The 22,291-nt window shown below is 38.7% G+C and carries 15 protein-coding genes and 3 tRNA genes; 6 read left to right on the forward strand and 12 right to left on the reverse strand.

Features of this window, described 5'->3' with window-relative positions; genetic code table 11:
- Positions 1-446: 446 nt before the first annotated feature.
- Complete coding sequence (gene csdA, locus PSF31_RS14085) at positions 447-1,652, forward strand: cysteine desulfurase CsdA (RefSeq protein WP_096864083.1); 1,206 nt, start codon at positions 447-449, stop codon at positions 1,650-1,652.
- Between the two features lie 18 nt (positions 1,653-1,670).
- A complete protein-coding gene (csdE, locus tag PSF31_RS14090) occupies positions 1,671-2,129 on the forward strand; it encodes a cysteine desulfurase sulfur acceptor subunit CsdE (RefSeq protein WP_004257574.1) in 459 nt (152 codons plus the stop codon).
- 41 nt (positions 2,130-2,170) lie between these two features.
- Here csdE and tcdA read toward each other — a convergent pair whose 3' ends face one another.
- Together tcdA and mltA are read right to left on the reverse strand one after the other, a co-directional pair.
- Positions 2,171-2,986, reverse strand: a complete 816-nt coding sequence (gene tcdA / locus PSF31_RS14095; RefSeq protein WP_004257579.1) for a tRNA cyclic N6-threonylcarbamoyladenosine(37) synthase TcdA — start codon at positions 2,984-2,986, stop codon at positions 2,171-2,173.
- 30 nt (positions 2,987-3,016) lie between these two features.
- Entirely contained in the window at positions 3,017-4,138 is a 1,122-nt protein-coding gene (mltA, locus tag PSF31_RS14100) for a murein transglycosylase A (RefSeq protein WP_004257581.1), read from the reverse strand.
- Positions 4,139-4,370: 232 nt separating this feature from the next.
- On the opposite strand from mltA, the gene PSF31_RS14105 reads away from it, so the two are divergent.
- The 3 genes from PSF31_RS14105 (at position 4,371) to PSF31_RS14115 (ending at position 4,680) form a co-directional block, all read left to right on the forward strand.
- A tRNA-Met gene (locus PSF31_RS14105) sits at positions 4,371-4,447 on the forward strand.
- 61 nt (positions 4,448-4,508) lie between these two features.
- A tRNA-Met gene (locus PSF31_RS14110) sits at positions 4,509-4,585 on the forward strand.
- Between the two features lie 18 nt (positions 4,586-4,603).
- Positions 4,604-4,680 (forward strand) — tRNA-Met (locus PSF31_RS14115).
- A gap of 140 nt (positions 4,681-4,820) precedes the next feature.
- Here PSF31_RS14115 and amiC read toward each other — a convergent pair.
- Positions 4,821-6,071 (reverse strand): N-acetylmuramoyl-L-alanine amidase AmiC, encoded by a 1,251-nt coding sequence (gene amiC / locus PSF31_RS14120; protein WP_004257585.1) that lies wholly within the window; start codon positions 6,069-6,071, stop codon positions 4,821-4,823.
- Positions 6,072-6,433: 362 nt separating this feature from the next.
- Between amiC and argA the strand changes: the two genes are divergently transcribed.
- A complete protein-coding gene (argA, locus tag PSF31_RS14125) occupies positions 6,434-7,777 on the forward strand; it encodes an amino-acid N-acetyltransferase (protein ID WP_036957996.1) in 1,344 nt (447 codons plus the stop codon).
- A gap of 104 nt (positions 7,778-7,881) precedes the next feature.
- Here the strand turns inward: argA and PSF31_RS14130 are convergent, their stop codons facing one another.
- The 9 genes from PSF31_RS14130 to PSF31_RS14170 are packed head-to-tail and all read right to left on the reverse strand — an operon-like array spanning position 7,882 to position 22,131.
- The gene (locus tag PSF31_RS14130) at positions 7,882-8,451 is read right to left on the reverse strand and encodes a hypothetical protein (protein ID WP_004257593.1); all 570 of its coding nucleotides are present in this window, start codon (positions 8,449-8,451) and stop codon (positions 7,882-7,884) included.
- A 53-nt stretch (positions 8,452-8,504) separates the two neighbouring features.
- The gene (gene recD / locus PSF31_RS14135) at positions 8,505-10,352 is read right to left on the reverse strand and encodes an exodeoxyribonuclease V subunit alpha (protein WP_096864082.1); all 1,848 of its coding nucleotides are present in this window, start codon (positions 10,350-10,352) and stop codon (positions 8,505-8,507) included.
- Complete coding sequence (gene recB, locus PSF31_RS14140) at positions 10,352-13,960, reverse strand: exodeoxyribonuclease V subunit beta (protein ID WP_096864081.1); 3,609 nt, start codon at positions 13,958-13,960, stop codon at positions 10,352-10,354. The genes recD and recB overlap by 1 nt, the downstream gene beginning before the upstream one ends.
- Positions 13,957-16,854 (reverse strand): pitrilysin, encoded by a 2,898-nt coding sequence (ptrA, locus tag PSF31_RS14145; protein WP_096864080.1) that lies wholly within the window; start codon positions 16,852-16,854, stop codon positions 13,957-13,959. Before ptrA ends, recB begins: the two co-directional genes overlap by 4 nt.
- A gap of 17 nt (positions 16,855-16,871) precedes the next feature.
- The gene (gene recC, locus PSF31_RS14150; RefSeq protein WP_164560940.1) at positions 16,872-20,246 is read right to left on the reverse strand and encodes an exodeoxyribonuclease V subunit gamma; all 3,375 of its coding nucleotides are present in this window, start codon (positions 20,244-20,246) and stop codon (positions 16,872-16,874) included.
- Complete coding sequence (locus PSF31_RS14155) at positions 20,224-20,610, reverse strand: type IV pilus modification PilV family protein (RefSeq protein WP_110591275.1); 387 nt, start codon at positions 20,608-20,610, stop codon at positions 20,224-20,226. The genes recC and PSF31_RS14155 overlap by 23 nt, the downstream gene beginning before the upstream one ends.
- Positions 20,610-21,050, reverse strand: coding sequence for a DUF2509 family protein (locus PSF31_RS14160; RefSeq protein WP_004257609.1), 441 nt, complete (start codon positions 21,048-21,050; stop codon positions 20,610-20,612). The genes PSF31_RS14155 and PSF31_RS14160 overlap by 1 nt, the downstream gene beginning before the upstream one ends.
- Positions 21,047-21,652, reverse strand: a complete 606-nt coding sequence (locus tag PSF31_RS14165; protein ID WP_004257611.1) for a prepilin peptidase-dependent protein — start codon at positions 21,650-21,652, stop codon at positions 21,047-21,049. The genes PSF31_RS14160 and PSF31_RS14165 overlap by 4 nt, the downstream gene beginning before the upstream one ends.
- Positions 21,646-22,131, reverse strand: coding sequence for a prepilin-type N-terminal cleavage/methylation domain-containing protein (locus PSF31_RS14170; RefSeq protein WP_096864079.1), 486 nt, complete (start codon positions 22,129-22,131; stop codon positions 21,646-21,648). The genes PSF31_RS14165 and PSF31_RS14170 overlap by 7 nt, the downstream gene beginning before the upstream one ends.
- Between the last annotated feature and the right edge of the window lie 160 nt (positions 22,132-22,291).

A 22,291-nucleotide genomic window follows, 5' to 3' on the forward strand; every position in this document is an offset into this window, starting at 1 on the left:
TCTGTCCATAGTGATTTTATATAGTGCACCGCCAACGCGCGGTGCTTTTTTTTACTCTTTTTTAATGCTATTTCGGTATTTACTTAAGCAATTTAACTTAATAAATACAAATAACTATAGATAATTGTAAGTGTACCGAAAAAACTTTCAGTAAGATATTTAAGATAAATCTTGAAAATTAGTTACTAAGTACTTAAAAAAATAAATTTATAAACAAAAGGCATTGCATTGCAACGCAAAACACTGAATCATCTTGAAACCACATCTAGAAGAATTGCTAACAATTAATACCAAACGTAACAAAATATTTCAATGGTTAGATTAAAAAATGATAAGTTTAAATTAATCAGAAAATAACTATAAATGTACTAATAAATGTACAATCAACTAACACTGCACTCAGTAAAATCAAATACATTGAAATTTTGACTAAAAAGAAAATACTCATGGATCATTTTAGCGCCACCACATTTCGCCTCGCCTTCCCAGCGATAGACTCATCAACACTATTTTTTGATAGTGCGGCAACAGCATTAAAGCCTATCGCCATGATCAATGCATCTAATGACTATTATCGCTTGTCTGGCAGTTCGGTATATCGAGGGCAGTCATCTGAATCATTGAAATTAACACGTGATTATGAGCAGGGGCGAATCCGTGCTGCAAAATATATTCATGCTTCCAGTGAAAAAAATATTATTTGGACACGCGGAACAACTGAGTCAATTAATTTAATTACACAAGGTTATTTTCGCTCAACATTAAAACCTGACGATGAAATTATTGTCAGTGAAATAGAACATCATTCAAATTTATTACCTTGGATTATGCTTTCACAGCAAACTGGCGCAAAAATTATAAAATGGCCGGTTGAAAAGAACCTGACATTGAGTCTTGATGTACTCCAATCTAAATTATCTGAAAAAACGAAAGTCATCGCTATCACTCAAATGTCCAATGTAACTGGCTATCAACCCGATATACAAACGGTGACTCAGCTCGCTCACCAAGTAGGAGCTTTAGTCGTTGTTGATGGCGCACAAGGTGTCGTTCATAGCCCGATTAATGTCAGTGAGCTGAATATTGATTTCTATGCATTTTCAGCACATAAGTTATATGGGCCAACTGGGCTTGGAGTTTGCTACGCCAAAACAGAACTTTTAGAGCAAATGACCCCTTGGCATGGTGGAGGGAAAATGTTGACCCACGTCACATTTGACGATTTCACTCTTGCACCTATTCCACAACGATTCGAAGCCGGAACACCGAATATTGCAGGGGTAATTGCCTTTTCTGCTACCCTAGAGTGGCTGGAAGGAATAAATTTAACACTAGCAGAAACATATAGTTGCTCACTAATCGAATATGCCACTAAAAAACTATCGGCACTTCCCGGCTTTATTCGCTATAGTGTGCCTGATTCTCCTTTGCTATCATTTAACTTCAAAGATATTCACCATAGTGATCTAGGTGCCCTCTTGACCGAACAAAATATTGCATTACGCTATGGTCAACATTGCACCCAACCATTAATGGATGCATTAAATATCAGTGGCTGCTTGCGTATCTCAATGATGCCGTACAACAACCGGGAAGACGTCGATAAATTTATCGATGCAGTCACCGTTTCACTTTCTATACTCAATGAATAAATCAATAAAGGAAGCCTAATGACTTCGACTAACCATGAACTTGCTCCGCACCCATTCGGTACAGAGATTAAAATTCAAGAAATAGTTGAACAGTTTTCCACACATAAAGCATGGGAAGATAAATACCGTTTATTAATTCAATTTGCGAGAAAATTGCCGGCGCTGTCTGATGATGAAAAGCTGCAAACTCAAGAGGTTAAAGGCTGTGAAAACCGAGTTTGGATTGGAGCACTTCTCAATGATGATGAAACATTTCATTTTTATGGGGATAGTGAAGGCCGAGTGGTGAAAGGGTTATTTACCATTTTGTTAGCGGCAATAGAGCAAAAAACAGCGAAAGAAATCATGGAAATTGATTTTAATAACTTATTAGCTCAAACCGGCTTACCTAGCCAGCTCAGCGAATCCCGCCAAAATGGTATTCAATCACTCATTACGGCAATTCAAAATATTGCCAATGAAATGACACCTGCGTAATTCATTGAATGAGGCTATCTATCGCAATAGCCTCATTCACTTTACTGCTGTTCCATTTCCCGTTGTGATTTTGCTATCATCTTTTTAAGTGCATGTGAGACAGCAATAAACCCAAAACTGGCTGTAACCATAGTCACCGCACCAAAGCCTGAAGCGCAGTCCATACGCTTAGAGCCATCCGCAGTGCTTTTTGCCGCACACACAGTGCCATCACTTTGCGGATAAACAAGCTGTTCAGTAGAAAAAACACAGTCAATCCCGAGCTTTCCTTTGCCATTTTTAACAACGTTAAAATCGGATTTTAAGCGTTCGCGCAACTTAGCGGCTAAAGGGTCTTGAACCGTTTTAGCTAGGTCTGTCACTTGAATCTGTGTTGGGTCGATTTGTCCACCAGCCCCACCTGTGGTGATAATGGGTATTTTAAAGCGTCTACAATACGCTAACAACGCAGCTTTAGGCCTTACACTATCAATGGCATCAATGACATAATCAAACCCCGTGCTAAGGTAGTGAGCGACATTATCAACAGTAATAAAATCATCAATAACATTCACTACACATTCGGGGTTAATTTCTAAAATACGATTTTTCATCACATCAACTTTTGGTTGCCCAACTGTCGACTTGATGGCATGTAATTGGCGATTGGTATTAGTCACACAAATATCATCCATATCAATTAATGTGATATGCCCAATACCTGAACGAGCAAGCGCCTCCGCGGCCCACACGCCTACCCCACCAATGCCAATGACACAAATGTGGGAACGTGCAAAAAGATGAAGAGCATGTTGCCCATATAAACGCCCGATCCCAGCAAAACGCTGCATCCAAGCATCAGAAAGCTTAGCTTGCATAATAACGAACAACCTCAGTTAAAACTGTAACTACATTGAACCAAATAGCGGCTGGCTTTTTTTCAGCACCCAAACTCGCCCGTAATGGTTATAAAAACCGGCCATTTTTCCGGCTTCATGGCCTATACCGTGGTAAATATCAAAATGATGCCCTTTAATCGCACCACCAACATCCAAGGCTACCATCATACGCATTTCGTACTGCCCCGTAAATTTCCCATTATTATCTAACACAGGGATCTCCGCGAGTAAGGCTGTTCCCGGTGGAATGAGAGTTTTATCTGATGCAACAGATGCTTTAGCAATTAAAGGAACCGCACTTGCGCCTCTAACAGGGACAAATGATTGCGGTTTAAAAAATACAAATGACGGATTTTCTTCTAATAGCTGGCGAACTTCTTGCTCGCTATGCTGATTCGTCCAATCATGGATAGCTTGTAATGACATTTGGCTCAGAGGAACTTCACCGCGGTCTACCAGCACTTTTCCGATACTTTTATAGGCGTGACCATTTTTACCTGCATAACCAAAGAAATTCAGTGGGCTGCCATCCCCAAAATCAACATAACCACTTCCCTGAACTTCCATCATAAAATTTTCAACCGGCGAATTACTATAAGCTAAAATTAAATGATCACTCAGGGCACCATTATAAATCGCCGCTCGGCTAGGTAAGCGTGTTTTTCCTTTTGGCGGCATACCGTACAACGGATAACGAAATTCACCTTGAGCCATACGGCGCGCCTCGATCACAGGTGTGTAATACCCTGTAAATTGTACGTTTCCATAATTATCAGCGCCTTCCATTTGGAAAGCGGTTAAATTGAAATTTGCCAATTGAGCCGGGTTCCCCCCCGCCATCAACCAGTTTTCTATAGCATGATAGGTATCGTTGTTATTTTTAAACAATCGCGGTGATGCATTTTTAATTTCATTAACTTGTTGATTAAAATCTGGCGCATTTATTGGTCGCCCCTGTACATTCACTTGATTTACTTTCTGTAAATCTTGTACTAAGCGACCATCTTTATATTGTTGGCCTTTATCCGTTGGATGGGTTTGGCATCCAGCTAATAAGGAAAGAAATACGCTGGTTACTAACCATTTTTTTACTATTTGTTTATTGACGATTTTTGTTAGCCCTATATTCATGCTCTACCACCCAAATAAATCCAACAATCCAATATGAAGCGCACAATAGCAAACCCAATTAGGGAATGAAACGTGTAAATATATTTAGTTAGGTTATTTTCCTCTCTCTACTCACTAAAGAGCAAAAAACAGGCAGACAGAACAGATTTTGTTCTGTAAATGCTAAATTTTGAAAAAAAAACACGAAAAAACTTGCATCAGATCTCATCCCGAGTATAGTGCCCGCATCGGACGCGGGGTGGAGCAGCTTGGTAGCTCGTCGGGCTCATAACCCGAAGGTCGTTGGTTCAAATCCAGCCCCCGCAACCAATTACTGATTAAATCAGTAAAGTAACAAAAAATCTGCAGTATAAAGTCGTAAAAATTCAGTCGCGGGATGGAGCAGCATGGTAGCTCGTCGGGCTCATAACCCGAAGGTCGTTGGTTCAAATCCAGCTCCCGCAACCAATTTTTTACCTCTTCAGTCGCGGGGTGGAGCAGCATGGTAGCTCGTCGGGCTCATAACCCGAAGGTCGTTGGTTCAAATCCAGCCCCCGCAACCAATTCTTTCAAATACCCTTTCTAATTCAATTACCTTTTTAGTACCACTATAATAAATTCTATTTTTACCCATCGATAAAAACAAAAAAGGCGACTCACACACGTTTATCACCTTTCTTTATTTTAATCTGATTTAAATTAATTAGTTGCGAATTGCTAATGCACCGCCATTACGGAAATAAGCTTTTACCCCTTCAAAAATGGATTCTGCCATTTGTTGTTGGAATTTAGCTGTTTTCAATTTCCGCTCTTCTTCTAAATTACTAATAAAAGCCGTTTCAACGAGAATTGATGGGATCTCTGGAGCCTTCAACACTGCGAACCCGGCTTGGTCAACTCTGTTTTTATGCAACTTGTTAACTTTTCCCATCCGTTTTAGTACTTCGTCACCAAATTTCAAACTGTCGTTAATCGTCGCTGTTTGCACGAGATCAAACATCGTATGGTCGAGATACACATCTCCACTTTTACTCACACCACCCACTAAGTCCGCTTCGTTTTGTGTTTGTGCTAGGTAGCGAGCCGTATTACTGGTCGCACCTTTCGTTGATAACGCAAAAACAGAAGAACCGCGGGCTGAACGGTTAGTAAACGCATCTGCATGAATTGAAACGAATAAATCAGCCTGCATTTTACGTGCTTTCGCCACTCGGACTTTTAACGGAATAAAGACATCTTCATTACGAGTCATATAGGAACGCATTTTAGGGTCTTTATCTATCAAAGCTTTTAAGCGCCGTGCGATCTGTAAAACCACATCTTTTTCACGTGTCTTATATTTGCCTATCGCACCAGGGTCTTCACCACCATGCCCTGGGTCGATCATAATAATAATGGGGCGATCCGTCCCTGCTTTTCCAGGCTTCTTCGCTTGAGCAGGCATGCTTTCCTCAAGATCACCTTTATTATAATCCTCAAGTAATGCCAATAGAGGATCATCATTGGTGTCAACACCTTTACCTGGATAAAAATCAAGAACTAAGCGGTGCTTAAATTCCGCAACAGGGGCCATCGAGAAGAATTGAGGACTAACTTTATTTTTAACTTCAAATACCAAGCGAACCGTTTTCGGATCAAATTGCCCAACTCTAACCAGTTTAAGGTAAGGATCACGTGTTTGAATTTGGGTTCCCATATCCTTTAATACATTATTTAACTGCACCCCTTCAAGATCGACCACAATACGCTCAGGGTTATTAAGCACAAACTGGCGGTACTTCAATGGAGTACTAGATTCCAATGTTACCCGGGTATAGCTGGATGCAGGCCAAATGCGCACAGCCACCACGCTGCTACTCGCAGAAAAACCGAATGGGCTAATGCTCAGTAACATAACTGCAGCTGCGCCCTGAATAAAACGACGCTTCGATGGGTTGTGATCTTGGTGACTCATCAATAATTCCGAACCTAGAACTGAAAAATAAAGTGATTTTAGGATAATTGCTAATAACTAGACTTGAAATACGCACTCTAACTAATCATTTGCACTCTGTCATTAAGAATATATCAAAGCATCTATAGAGTTACATTAATGAGTATAACCTAATCATACCGAGAGAAAATATTTGTGAGTGACTTTCTGTGTCAATTTTATGCAATTTAATTTTCGTAGAGTATATCTAGTTAAATTTAGAGATATGTAAACGATAAAAATAAAAATGTTACTTTTTTTATCCCATCTTTTACTTGATATTTCCCAACAAAAAGAATAAAAATACATTATTAACGAATAAAAATTCAATTAAGAGGGTTGTTATGAAAGAGCGCAGCACCGAGTTGGTTGATGAGTTTCGCCATTCGGTCCCTTATATAAACGCCCACCGCGGCAAAACATTCATTATTATGCTTGGTGGTGAAGCGATTGCGCATGAAAATTTTCCTAGTATTGTCAATGACATAGGATTATTGCATAGTTTAGGCATCCGAATTATTGTCGTTTATGGTGCTAGGCCTCAAATTGAGGATATCTTAGCTGAACACAAATATGATGCGGTTTATCATAAACATACTCGCGTAACAGATGCGAATACACTTGAATATGTAAAACAAGCTTCTGGAGCTTTACAATTAGATATCACGGCTCGGTTATCTATGAGCTTAGGTAATACCCCGCTTCAAGGCGCACATATTAATGTGGTTAGTGGTAATTTCGTTATTGCTCAACCTCTAGGGGTTGATGATGGCATTGATTATTGCCACAGCGGAAGAATCCGCCGTATTAATGAAGAAGCCATTAATAATCAGTTAGATAATGGTTCCATTGTGTTGATTGGGCCGGTTGCAGTCTCTGTCACAGGAGAAAGTTTTAATCTGACCTCTGAAGAAATTGCAACTCAATTAGCAGTAAAAATGAAAGCGGAAAAACTGATCGGTTTTTGCTCCTCACAAGGTGTAGTAGATAAAGAAGGCAATATTTTGTCTGAATTATTCCCAAATGAAGCAGAAAACCGCATTCAAGAGCTGGAATCTGAGGGCGATTACTACTCAGGAACCGTGCGTTTTCTACGTGGAGCCGCAAAAGCTTGTCGCCGGGGTGTCCGCCGTAGCCACCTATTGAGCTACCAAGAAAATGGTTCTTTAATTCAAGAATTATTCTCTCGCGATGGTATTGGTACCCAAATAGTCATGGAAAGCGCGGAACAAATCCGCCGTGCAAACATTAATGATATTGGTGGAATATTAGAACTTATTCGCCCATTAGAGCAGCAAGGGATTTTAGTTAGACGTTCACGTGAGCAATTAGAAATGGAAATTGATAAATTTACCATTATTGAACGTGATAACTTAGTCATCGCTTGCGCAGCGCTTTACCCTTACCCAGAAGAAAAATTAGGTGAAATGGCATGTGTCGCTGTTCATCCTGATTACCGTAGTTCATCTAGGGGAGAGGAGTTACTGCACCGTATTGCCGTACAAGCAAAACAATTTGGTTTAGACAAGCTATTTGTACTAACAACTCGTAGCATCCATTGGTTTCAAGAGCGTGGTTTTACCCCCGCGGAGATTGAGATGTTACCAATGAAAAAACAGGCTTTATATAATTACCAGCGCCGCTCTAAAATATTGATTTTAGATTTAAAAAACCAAGCTGATAAGTAAATATTAGAACATTCAAAATGAGCACTATTTAGTCAATTACTTTAACCCCAAACTATACAAGGATGCATAGTTTGGGCTATGGCTTTAACACAAATGAATAACCACTAAGCTATCTGAATAACCCTTGCTTTCTCACACAAAGGAATGGAGTCTAAATGCGCTTGTATTGCAGCTTTCATCTCAGCGAAAGAAGTACCATAAAAATAAAATGCCGTTTCTGTCGGGCCATCCCAAACCCCGTGAATACTCCCAATATCTTCCACTGCTTCATCTAGAGTATCGAATACTTCATTGATATCCCCATTTTCATAAACGTCATCAGCGAGCTCTGTCCCGTTGAAATAAATAGCCATACCTTCATCTGAGCCAAAATCGATTCGAACATCTTCGCCATGAATGAATAAACGAGAGCCCTTTGGAGCTAACATTGAAGAAAAAAGTTGAATAATTAAACTGATATTTTCGTCACTAGCTTCTTCAAGTGCTATTTCTATATCGCATTCTTGCGCTTCGCCATTATCACTTAATAATGTTCCACCACCTGTAACATGGATATTTTTACCCATGCTTTTCATGACTTCATTAAATGCATCTTCTAAATCACCACGCCTAATCGGTTCAAGTCTTGCATTTAATGTTACTGTAATTGCCGTCATTGCTTGCTGGTTATCCATCTCATTACCTTTACTTTTGGGTTAAATATTCACGTAACTTACATATAAACTAGTCACATTAATTGGGTCGCTAAACCACTTCGCCGCTTGGTTGGTGTTTCAACTGCTCGACGTAATACCTTTGGGCTGCCATAAAGAGATAGCTCTTTTTTAGCTCGAGTTATCGCCGTATACACCAGCTCACGAGTCATTACGGGAGAATATACATTTGGTAAAACTAATGCGGTATGAGCAAACTCCGAACCTTGTGATTTATGAACGGTCATTGCATAAGCTGTTTCATGTTGTGGAAGTCGGTTAGGTTGTACCCCACGAATAGTCCCATCTGGAAATTGAAAATAGGCTCTCAGTGCATTTTCTTCATCCGGTAAAATGATACCTATATCCCCATTAAAGAGTCCTAATGGGCTGTCATTACGGCTAATCATAATTGGCCGGCCTGCATAGTGTTTATTCAATAAATTATATGGACGGTTTATTATCCCTTGCCTATGAAATAATTTTTCCAATTTATCGTTAAGGCCAATGACGCCAAAAGGGCCTTCTCGCAGAGCTGTTAGTACCCGATATTGGTTAAATTTTTTCAAAACTTGCTCAGGATCTTCTTTATTTTTAACCGCTAATAGATATTCCTTATAATTTTCAGCGGCATCTAATAAAATTTTCGCGTAATCATCTGCGGTTTCTTGAATATAACTATGTACATCTGGCCGCTGCTGATTTAGTAACTGTTGAACTCTAGAAACATTACCTTTATTTACAGCAAAAGCGAGTTGGCCAATTCCTGAATCTGCCGAAAAACGGTAGCTTTTACGTAGCAAACATAGGCTATCACGAATAACTGGGCCGCTTGGTGATGCATAAGATTCAACTGAATGCCCTGTTAACTCCGAAAGTTGGGACGCTCTTTCTGCACTATAACCGTTATCAGCAAACTGACAGATATCCCCTAATACTGCCCCTGCCTCGACTGAGGCTAATTGGTCTTTATCACCTAGAAATATTAACTTTGCATTTTCAGGTAATGACTCAAGTAATTTGCTCATCATGGGTAAATCTACCATTGAGGCTTCATCAACAATCAGTACATCAAGAGATAAGCGATTATCTCGGTTATAGCGAAACTGCTGGCTCTCAGGTTGAGCCCCTAGTAAACGGTGCAATGTTTTTGCATGATTAGGCAAAACAGCGTGTTCTTCATCGGTTAAAGGCATTTTTTTCATCGCCTCTCCGAGGGACTCCGTCAACCTAGCTGCAGCCTTACCGGTTGGAGCCGCCAACTCTATTCTAATTTTATGGTGATACTTAGTTTCAAGTTTAATTAATGCAGCAAGGATACGTGCAACTGTTGTGGTTTTTCCTGTTCCTGGCCCCCCTGATATAATTGACACCTTACTCGTTACAGCAACTGCTGCTGCAACTTTTTGCCAATCTATATCATCAGTAATGGGAAATAAGCTGTCTAGTACATTCTTAATTTGAACATTATTTTGCTTATCTATTAATGTATTAGAGAAAAATTTCGCAACATACTGCTCATATTGCCACATCCGTTGAAAATATAAATATTCCCCTGAAAGCACCAAAGGAGAGATTTTGTTTTCTGTTGATAATGACACTGCATTTGCTTGTCTGAGCGTTTGATAGAGCTCTTGCTCACTCGGCTCTCCCATTTTTTGCCAAAACGCAGTTGCTAACTCTGGATGCCTTCCCGCAAACAATTTTTCGGGGTCAACATCCGCCAGTGCTAGGCAAACGTGCCCAGCCATAGTTTCTGCGCTAAGGAGTGCGGCAATCATAAGTACTATAGGACACTTATCATCAGAAATGCTGTAAGCAAATTGTACATCTAGAGGTGTAAAGATATTCTTCTCAATAGCCTGATTAAATAGGGATTTCATTAAGTTGGTTCCCCTTGCTGAACATTTTTAAATAAGCTATCTAACGCTTCAATAAAAGGCTCTATAGGGCGATAAAAGAAAATGCCGTTACTTGAGTGAATATTATCTATGCCTCGTAAAAATAAATAATAAACGCCACCAAAATGAGTTTCATAATCATAATTAGGCATTCTTTGCTTGAGGTAACGATGTAACGCTAACGAATATAGTTGATATTGCAAATCATAGCGGTGGTCTATCATCGCTTCAGCCATGGCTTCTTGCGTATAAAAACTGGCATCTTTCCCTAAATAATTTGATTTATAATCAAGAAGATAAAATTTGCCTTTCCAGTAAAAGGTGAGGTCAATAAACCCCTTTAAAATACCCTGAACTCTCTCAAAATTTAGCGGAGGACAACGTTGTGATAATGGGTCATATTGGTGCGTTATCTTATCTAAATGACTGGCACTCAATAGGGAATCAATAGGGAGATAAAACTGCATTTCATCCAATTGGTCTTGAGCCTGTAATGCAGATAAACATAAGCCGTCTTCTGATAGTGGTGCCTGTACAATTGCATGCAGCCATTCTTGCAGCATTGGTGCCCACTGTATGTCAAACCCTGAGGATTCAAGTTTTTCAGACAACCATTCTTGAGAAACATGCCCACTAAAATCAATCTCCTCCATCAAGCTATGCAAAAATGTTCCCGGTGATGCACCTTTAGGAAATTGATGAGGAGTTAGGATAAGAGACTCGTCTTCCTGTTGCTCCACATCAACACTAGCCTCAATATCCATATTAGGGGCTAATGAATTAGCAAATTGCAATGCTGAAACTGATTCTTCTGCTTCAGTATGGCTTGAACCGTAACTTAACCCAGAATAGCTGGTAACACGCCAATGGTCATTAAAATGACGAGTCACTGCTCTTGCCGATAAGTTTACGCTATCATTTTGTTCTAACAATACGCGTTCCGACTTAGGCTGATTAATCACTGCAACATCAATAACGTCATTGCTAATTTCAGCCAGCATATCATTCAGTAGTAGGCTATCTCCTGCTTGCCCTTTTTGGATGACGTAACCCAGCGCAGATAAGTGTAAATCGGTTTCACCACTTTTTTTTCTGTTACCTTTAATTAATGGTGCAATACCGACACTACAGTGATAGATAGCCCTTGTGAGTGCTACATATAATAAGCGTAGGTCTTCTGCTAGACGCTCTTCATCAGCTAGAGCAACATTTTCTTCACTATCGTTTAAATCTAGCCGTACTGCATAATCCGTTCTATCGTGATATAAACCTTTAGATTGGGGTAGAAAATTGCTCGCAAAAGGCAACCAAACAATCTTATATTCAAGGCCCTTAGATTTATGTATGGTACTGATCTGCACCAAATGTTTATCACTTTCAAGACGCATTTGTTGTGCGTCAGATTGATGATCAGGATGAGCAATTTGTTGCGCCAGCCAACGTGTTAGTGTGTGCTCACCTTCAAGCTGTAATGACATTTCTTGTAACAGCTCACCAATATGCATCACATCCATCAAACGGCGCTCTCCATCGGCACCTGATAATAACGTTTCTGCAATTTTCCTCTGCGCCATGACAATTCTAAGCATGGGGAGCACGCCTCGTTTTTGCCACACCATGGCATAACGAGCAAATTCATCTACAATTTTTTCCCACGATTTTTCATCATGGTTTAAGTCATCAATTTGTTTAGCGGTTAAACCCAATATTCCTGTCGCCAATGCACTGCGCAAAACACGTTCTTTTTCCGGTGTTAAAACTGCCTGTAGTAACCACAGTAAATCTCTCGCTTCCGGTGTTGAAAATACACTTTCCCGATTAGATTGAAACACAGAAGGGATATTTAACCGATTTAAAGCATCACGAATCAATACAGCTTCACGTCGGCTACGAACCAACACAGTAATATCAGAAGCTTCTACAGGAGTATGTGCTCCTTTATTGTCAAAATAGCTACTACCCTGAAACCCGCCTTGTAAATATTGTGCGATTTGCGCTGCACATTGTGAAGCTGTTGCCTGTTCATATTCAGCAACTGAGACACCTTCTGCTTCCACTTGCCAAAATGTAAGTGCTTTGACCACTTCGCCATCATGAATAAGTTTTTTACCGCTATTTTGCTTAGCGAAATTAACGGGTTGAAAAGGAATTTGCTCAAAAATAAATGGTGACTGACAGCGGCCAAATAAGTGATTAATAGCTTCAACCATATTTTGCGATGAACGATAGTTAGTCTCTAATGTGTAGTGAGCACTAACTTCATTTTTTGCTTCGATATAGGTGAAAATATCTGCGCCCCGAAAAGCATATATAGCTTGTTTAGGGTCGCCGATGAAAAGTAATGCGCTGTCATTAACTTCCCGATAAATTCTTTGAAAAATACGGTATTGCTGTGCATCTGTATCTTGAAACTCATCTATCATCGCAACAGGAAAGCGTTGACTAATAGCTTGAGCTAAAAATTTCCCACTTTCTTGAGCAAGAGCACCGTCTAAACGGGTCAATAAATCATCAAACCCCATTTCACCACGATTATGTTTTTCATTAGTAATCGCTTCCCTCACCTCTGAAATGGCCAGTGGAATAACCAGATCTTTTAGAGTTAATGATTGAGAAAGTAGCTCATCTATACTTTGGAAAACAATATGTTCTGGCCCTAAGCCACTTTTTGATTTTTTATGTAATACCGTTTGTGAGAAACGTTCAAGATCTTTAGGAAGCTGATAATCTTCTGTTTTTTCTTGAGCCCATTCGCCTATTTTTATCAGCCATGTAGGTAGAAAACGAGTACTATAACTTCGTTTATCCACATCTGAATCAGCGATAAGCTTCTCAAAATCCGCTGAGTTTTCTAACCAGGCCGTTTTAACTGACTCAATTAACAAGATTAGCCGCTGATGCCGTTCTTCTAGAGTTTCTACTTGTTTCGGTTGGTTAATAATTAAAGGAATGTCACCTTGCAAGAAAGGTTTAATCTCCGAAAGTAATGCTTCAGGACTAGTCCACAGTGACTGAATGACTTTCGTCATGGAGTAATTCAGAGGATAAAAATGGCGGCGCCAAAAGTCTGCACAAGCTTGTTTTTGAATCGGAAATTCATCTTGAATCATTGTTTGTTCGAACAATACTCCCGACTCAAATGCATTATGAACTAGCATTCTTTGGCAAAAACCATGGATAGTATATATGGCGGCTTCATCCATTTGCCTTTCCGCTACCTGCAACCATTGCGCAGCGAATTTTCTTTGGGATTCCCCCGAAAGCTCAGCTAATAATTCAAGATACTCAGGTTGCGACTCGAAACCAACGCCATTTCTTAAGCAAACTAAGCGCATATCATGAATACGTTGACGAATACGTCCCCGTAACTCATTCGTCGCAGCCTCAGTAAATGTTACAACTAAAATTTCTTCAACACTTAACGGCCTAGGAAACGCATTAACGCCTCCCAGGCCTAATAAAAGCCGCAGATAAAGTATACCAATTGTATATGTTTTACCCGTTCCTGCAGATGCTTCAATTAACCGCTGCCCACGCAGAGGTAAGGAAAAAACATTCAGTAATTGGGACTCTACCTGCACTTTATTCACTCAGCATCTTCCTTTATTGGTAAAATCTTTTGCAACTGAGAAGCTGTTGGGTAAAGCACCCAATCTTTCAGATGAGCATACCCCACTTTAGTATCAACTCCTTGGCCTATAACTTGGGAGCTAACTGCTAACCCCTTATGCTTTATAACTGCATTTTCATAATACTCAATGACTTGTTCTTTCGTTGCTGTCCCTAAAGTTGCAATAACTTTTTCACGAGTATCAAAACTGAAAATATTTCTCGAAAAATCAGATGAATAACGGCCTACTTCCTCATAGAACGTTTGAGGTGGTTGATTCATCTCCATGATAATAGATTGTTTATATTGATTAAATTCATCTATCGGCAGTTTTTTCAGTTTCTCTAATGCTTGAAGATAGAATTGTTGGTAACGAGTATTCAAGTAACTCGGTGTTTTGGCATTACTTTGAATTAAAAAGCCCATTCCCCACTGATCCCCCAGCCCTGCTTTAAAAGCAAATACTGCGTAACCCAGTTGCTCATTGGTTCTTAATTGGTCATAAAACCAAGGCTGAATTACCTTAGAAAGAATACCTGATAATACTGCGCCATCAATGCGGCTATAACCGTCCGGAATAAAGATTTCAGCAAGTGCATTATCTGAGCTATTCCCCTGTTTATGGAAATCTGCTAGGTAATTTTTGTCGATAACTACAATATCACCACGCCACCAATTGGTACCTTCGCTCTTTAATAATTGCTGTGCATCTTTAATAGTTTTAATGCTTTGCGACTCAGTCATATTACCAAAGACCAGCGCTTGTAATGCTGCACTTTTAACTATCATTTCACGGTAGTTAGTGATGTCTTGCAATGAAATTTTATCTAGCTCGGCTAAACGCTGTTCTTGCTCAAAATAAGGTACACTATTAATACGCTGAAGCGGTTGCATCGCTAGCTCATAAGCTTTCGCATTATTAGCAACTTCAATTTGCTCTTTATACCAAGATTTTGCTTGAGCTAATTCTTGTTCCGTTGGCTCAAAATTCAGGTATAGCTTTATCATGGATAAAAAGAGTTCAGGTAAATGTTGGGTGTAACCACTGGCATTTAATTGCAGACCGATTCCCTGAGAAACAGAGACAGACATGCCAGCTACAGATGCCTGATATTGCAGTTCATCCATTTTCAATGAAGCGATATATTGTAATAAAGAGCCCGTTACTTGTTGCTTAGCATCTTTATCACCTTGGTTAGAACGTAATGATAAAGTGATACTCGCCTTTGGCTCATCTGCAAAATATTGACTTGGCATATATAACACTCGTGTATTGCCATCTTGATAGATGAATTCGGGGTGTTTATAAACCTTATCAGCTTTAATTAGTGATAAATTATCAGCAATATACGGGTTTAAAGCAGGCAATTTAAAATTCATTTTAGATTCTAAACTTGCCCAGGTTTTAAATTGTTTTGCTGTGATTTTATTGACCTGATACGGTGCATCGACAAAATAGGCTTTTTTGTTATTCGGTTCATTTGGACTAATAAACCAAATCCTCGCCTCTTGCGCAGTGAGCTCTGATAAACGCTGTTTAATCGCTTCAGGGTCATACTTATCTGCAATGTAATCTGAATCAAGAACATGATTAACAGGAACATCAATCATTTGGTCTGATAACCATTCAATGTAGTTCATATCCCTGACAATTGAACCATAACGGAATGATAAATTAAGAACTTTTGCTATTTCATCAAAGTAACTTTTATTGACCCCATCATTTTTAATTAACTCAAGATAAGAAAAGATAGCTGCAATAATTTCGTCTCTTTCTTGTAACCCTTTATCAGTCAATGTCACATAAATAGAGAATGAACCATAGTTTCTATCTAAATTTGGAGTGGCAGAGGCACTGATACCTTCAGCAAGCCCTTGCGATATTAACCAATCAGCCAATGTTCCGGGGCTTCTATTACCAATTAAGTAACTAATATAGTTGTCACTTTTACTGCGAAAATCTGCCATATTATTTTTAATACTGAATTCAATTTGTATGGCTTTTTGCGGTTGCGCTGGCACATAATGAATAATAATGCCTTTTTCATTATCCGTTACTGCTGGGATATTAACAGCGGGAACACTTGCGTTAAAATTAGGTATACGCCCAAATGTTTCCTGTGCAATATTCGCTAATGATTCGATAGATTGGTCGCCGTAAAGCACTGCATTCATTAGGTTTGCAGAATAATACTGCTTATAAAAACCCACAAGCTCATCTTGTAGTTTGCTATTAGGTTTATCTTTCAGAGTCTCTAAATTTCCCCCCGAAAAACGTGAGTTCGGGTGTAATGGGTTCAATGTTTCAGAACGTACTTGCCATATACGCATCCCGTCACGAGAACGTGCCATTGTAAGTTCTGCATTAACTGCATTACGTTCTCTGTCTGCATTAATCGGGTCTAAAAGTGGCTCAGCTAATGCATCTGCAAGCCTATCCGTCGCTTCTTTTAATGCACCATTTTCAACTTCAAAGTAATAAGCAGTACGATGAGAAGCGGTACTTGCATTATGGCTACCACCGTGTTTTTGCAAAAATTCAGAGAAACTACTTGGCTCTGGGTACTTTTTGGAACCCATTAAAACCATATGCTCTAAATAATGAGCCAGCCCTAATTGGCTATTTGGGTTTTCAATACTACCAACAGGTATCGATACCGCAGCCAATGATTTTGTTGCTTTGGCATCTGATACCAATAAAACCGTCATATCATTACTAAGTTTGATGGCTTTATATTCCCTAGGGTCTCTTTCACTTTTATTTACTGTTTCAGGCAAAACTTGCCAAAGTGGTTGCGCTGCTATTGCTTGACCACCGAAAAAAATTATCAGTAATAAAAATAGATGAGCGATATTTTTGGATAAATATTGCATCCTTTGTTGCTCTCCTGTCATTTCAAGTATTTTGTCATCGGTAATAAAAACCGTTGAGTGTTTGATAACAAAGATTTAATCATCGCATCATCAATGCTTCTACAAGTTCTTGACACATAATCGTCTTCCATCTCACCTTTTTGCATCTGACTTCCTTGTAAGCTTTGGAGCAAAGCAGATAATGCTTTTTGTTGAATTTCTTCACTCGAAAAATCGTACTGTTTTGTCTTTTTATCAAAGCAAGCTTTAACCCAACTCCAACCACTTTGAGAAAGAAGAATTAACGGGGAATTAAACCCTTCACAATAGCCTACGACTAAATCTTGTAGATAAGCCAATGCATCTTCTTTGCTAATAGCAGCAAACTGCCAAATACTATTATCTCTTCCTAGTGCAAGGCTTTCCCCTTCACCAATTTGCGAGTTAAATAGCAAATGTTCCACCCATAGCTGTACCCCATCATTAGCAGTTAAGTAAGCCGGGCGATATCGTACCATTCCTGTTTCATGAATATTTTTCAATAAACCAGTAATTTTTATCCCATTTAACTGAAAATCTAATGGATAATCAAATAGCTGCATATCATATTCTTTAACTTTTTCAGCTAATGGCGATATCTCGTTCAACTGCTGTTCCCAAAAAAGTTGACCAAATTGCCTAGCAGGCAGCTGACCCGATGCTTTTAAAGCAGAATAAAAAGGCTCAATGTTCTTATCTTTGACAAGTAAATCTAAAATTTGATCATTAATTTTATATCGTTGTAATCTACCTAAGTTAAATGGCTCTTCTTCTGGCAGTTCGGTTTCTTCAATAGAAAAATGGACTTTCAAACGCTGTTGAAAAAATGCCCTGATAGGGTGACGATAAAATCGTAATAATTGTTCTAAAGAAATTTCAGTAATGGGCTCTCGAGTTTCAAGTATTGAACAAAATGGTTCATCAACTTTATTTGTTGTTTTTGCGGCAGGTAACCACTCACTCGCAAAACTCTGATAAGGCGTTTCAGGCAAGAAATTTTCTTTTGCGAATGGGACTCTATTATGCTGGATGACCAGATGCTCACTTAATCGTTTAGCGCTTTCATCAATAGTCAAAGTTTCATCACCAACTAAACAAAAGCTTTGGCAAATATAATCAATTAATTCAGTAACTAATACCGATGGATTACAAGGCTGATTATCACGAATAGAAAGCCCAATATAACTAACATAAAGTTGTTTAGATGCTGAATTCAATGCTTCTAAAAACAGATATCTATCATCATCCCGGCGTTTTCGGTCTCCACGCATAGGCTTTTCAGCCATCAAATCAAATCCTAATGGTGGTATATTTCGCGGATAAGCACCATCATTCATCCCCAGTAAGCAGACAACTTTAAATGGTACTGAACGCATTGGCATCAAAGTGCAAAAATTAACGGCTCCAGCCAAGAAACGTTGACTAATTTTTTCATCATCAAAGCGAACTGAAAGTTCATCACGAATTAAACGCAATGGAACTTGTTCTTCATATCCTGAAGTTATCGCATTATCAATGATTTGATGCCACTGTTCTGTTAATAGTGCGAGAACAAGTTCAGTTTCCCCATCAACCATAAAGTAGCTATCAAGTAGTTGCTGACAAAGTTCTTTCCACTCTTCAAGTAGGCGTTCTTGTGCTAATAAAGAGCGCCATTCTCTTAGTGTATTAATTAATAGCGCTAATTTCCCGGCAAGCTGGGCGGCTAAGCCACTACACTCATCATAAGGTAAAATACCATTCCACGGGCCATTTCTGCTATCCATTGCATAGCCAAGCAACATTCTACTTAAGCCAAATTCCCATGTATTTTGCCCTATCACTGGTAAAGCAAAAGAACGTACATTATCGTCATCAAGCCCCCAGCGGATCCCTGATTCATTAACCCAGCGGCGTAATAAACTTAACTCGCTTTCATCAATACCAAAACGTTGAGAAAAAGCAGAAACTTCAAGTAGGCTAAGAACTTGCTCCGTTGAAAAACGACTCTGAGGTAAGTCGAGTAGCATAATAAATGCTTGTAAAATTGGGTGAGCTTGCAGTGCTTTTCTATCTGAAATTGAAAATGGGATATAACGAGTTGATGCCGTATTACCAAAAACAGCCTGAATATAGGGTGCATAGCTGTCAATATCGGCCACCATGACTATCACATCACGCGGTGTTAGCGATGAATCTTGCTCAAAGAGAGAAAGCAAATGATCTTGTAATACCTCGACTTCACGCTGTGCACTATGACATAAATGGAATGTTATCGAATCATCTAGCTCATTGATTGGTCGTTTACCAATACTCGTTTCATAATTTTCTAATGTTGTCCCTAATTGAGCATGGTTTTCGAGATCTAAAATATCCTGCTGAACATTCTCTAATAAATTGGCTCGTTCAGTATCAACATAGGCCGAAATTTCATTCGCACTATCGATTTGAGAAATAAAGTATAGGTTGTCTCGACCTAACCTTCCCCACGAGGCAAGCAGTGGGTTTGCGATATCCTGTTCGCCATTTTCATTAAATAAATTAGGAATATGCTCTTCGAGTTTAAAACGTGAAATTTCATGTTTATCAAGATAATGGCGAAGTTTTCTTTGCTGTAACCTAGCTAAAAACGACGCGCTTTGAATGTCCCCCCAATAATAGCGACAAGGGTTAGTAAACATTAAATGAACATCTGTATGTTCTGCTATTGCATTGATAGCTTGTAGATAAACAGGTGGAAGAGATGAGATACCGCAAATAAAAATACGCTTTGGCAGCAATTTTCCTAAATCAGGGTTCAATGATAATGTATCAATAAAATGTTGATATAAATTAGCTCGATGCCAAGGTGGCTGTTTTAGTTCATTTGAATATTCAACAAGGCACTGCCATAGACGTTTTTGCCATAGTTGATTTTCACTTAGCCCCTCTATTAGTTCATTTTTTTGCCATACTCCAACCCATTGTGGGCGATAAACCAAATATTGGTCAAATAAATCAGCAATCCTACCAGCAAGCTGATGAAGTTTACGTTTATCTGTATCTTCTTGAAGATAATGCTTTAAAGGTTCAAATTCTTCCTCATTAATGACAGTTGGCAATATTGTCATTAGTTTCCATGTCATAGCTTGCTTGGTATAAGCGCTTTCTTTTGGAATATCCGGTAAGACTCGCCTAAACATGTCCCAAATGAACGTTGCTGGTAAGGGATAGCTAATATTTGCAGCAATACCAAACTGCTTAGCAAGTTCGATTTGCAGCCATTGTGACATTCCAGGGCTTTGTACTAAAATTATTTCTTGCTCAAAAGGGTGAGAAAGTGGTTCATTTTTCATTAAATGAGTCATTAGATCTTTTAATAAATCTAATTGATTAGAATGATACACTTGGAACATAGTACTCTCCTGTTGAGCAATACCAACGGCTTAATGAAAATGGCTGTTTTTTTATCGTTAACGATACCATTAACTCAGTACAGTTATCGGCTCGCGGTAAGCGAGTTGTTTGTATTTTCCACTCAGGGTAACGCAAATTTGGATCTATGGAAGAATTTTTCTCCCCTGATATTGGTTCCCCTAACATTGAGCTTTTCTCTAATGTACTATGTAACACTCTAATGGCCGAAGAATTCATATACAATTTATTAAAATTCAATATGATATATTGCGAATAGTTTACCAAAGCTACCAGTGAAATAGCAAAAATAACCACGCCAATCATTGCCTCTACTAATGCAAATCCTTGCTGCTTTGTTTTCATTAGCAAAATCCTTTTTTTATCACTGGGCAATAATCTAACCACCCTTTTTTACGAGAGAAAAACTGTTGCTTATTTGCATCCCATACTACCCATCGATAAACTTTAATATCATTCCCTAAGAGATAATGACTTTGCCCCGACAGCACGAAATCCGCCCCTTTGTAATGTTTTAAGCAACTTTTCCATTGTTGATTTTCCTCTTTCTGGCAAACCCAACGCTTTAATCCTCTATATTGACTATCCCAATGTAATGTTCCCCCCCAAGCAAGAGCTGACTCTGCTTTATTAAAAGCATCGAAATATTTAATTTCCTTATGCAACTCATCCCGAGCTCGTTCTTGGAAAAAATGCACCGATTTAATCAATAATGTGCCTATTGTGATAAAAATAATAACCATAAGCAGAGAAACGTTTCCCTGTTGTTGCTCTATATTCTTCATAGATTTCTAACTAAGACCGCTATTCGGTAATTAAATGTTTGATTAGGTAATAACTCTGTTTTAAGGCTTATTTCCATTTCAAGTAATTGGGTATTTTCCCGCCAATCAAATGCTAATTTTTTAACTTTGATTAGCTTCTCATCAAATAATGATTGCCAACGAGTCCCATCACAATTTCGGACATTTCGATTAGACTCTAATTTTTCATTATTTAACCGATAACCAAAATAATCAGAATCTTTAGATTTGGATTTAATATCTTCCCACCTACCCGATAAATCTTGGTCATAAGCAAAAATAATGCACGAGTTATTCCCTTTGCTTAAAAATTTTGATGTGATTTTTAAAGGTTCTTCACCACAATTTAGGCTACTACAGTAACCTATCCTTCTAAAATCTTTTTCCATATTTATCAATGTTTGCCTTATATCCTTGTCTATTTGGTATTGAATGTAAGTTCGATAGGTTTGCTTAAATAATGTAGGAATAGCACTCATCGCTGATACACAAACAATGCTACTGATAGCCATTGCCATTAATATTTCAATGAGTGTAAATCCCTGCTGTTTTTTTAATTTATCGTTATTTAAGGGATTCAACATTTAGGTACCCCTGTCATTTTTTTATGACTACAGCTTCTAATACGGCCTAATGAAGAAATATAAATTGTGATTTGCTGATTCTGATTTTTTAGCTCTATGCTAAAAGCACGGATCGTTCCCTGCTTACCATATAGCTGAATTGAAGTACGGCTTGCTTTACTAAGTTCTATTCCTTGGTGCCTTTTTGCTGTTAACTTGCCAACCTCTTGCTTGCTGTTCGCATCTTTAACATCAAGCTGCCAATCATTTCTACCAGCCTTAACGGATAATATTTGATACCTATTTAAATAGACACCTTCTGTCATTTGGCTATAAATAAACTCAGATACTTGCCTAGCCGCATCGATTAACCGCTGCCTTTCTACTTGCTGTTGCCATTGATATAAACCAGAAAAAATAACAAAAGAACAAATAAATAAAACAGTCATAATCTCAATTAAGGTGAAACCACGCTGCGTTGTATTTAATTCAACTTTCATTTTGTTGTGACCCCACTTTTTATATGCAAGACAGAGATTGCCAAAAAAAATCTGTCTAGCGAGGTTTGTCATTACAAACTGCATAACGCTTCGCAACAAAATAAATAAATGCATAACAATACAAGTCAATTTGCGAGCTGCTTCGCAAAGAAATAGTTAA

It is taken from the genome of Providencia sp. PROV156 (assembly GCF_028480905.1).
Taxonomy (GTDB): domain Bacteria; phylum Pseudomonadota; class Gammaproteobacteria; order Enterobacterales; family Enterobacteriaceae; genus Providencia; species Providencia hangzhouensis.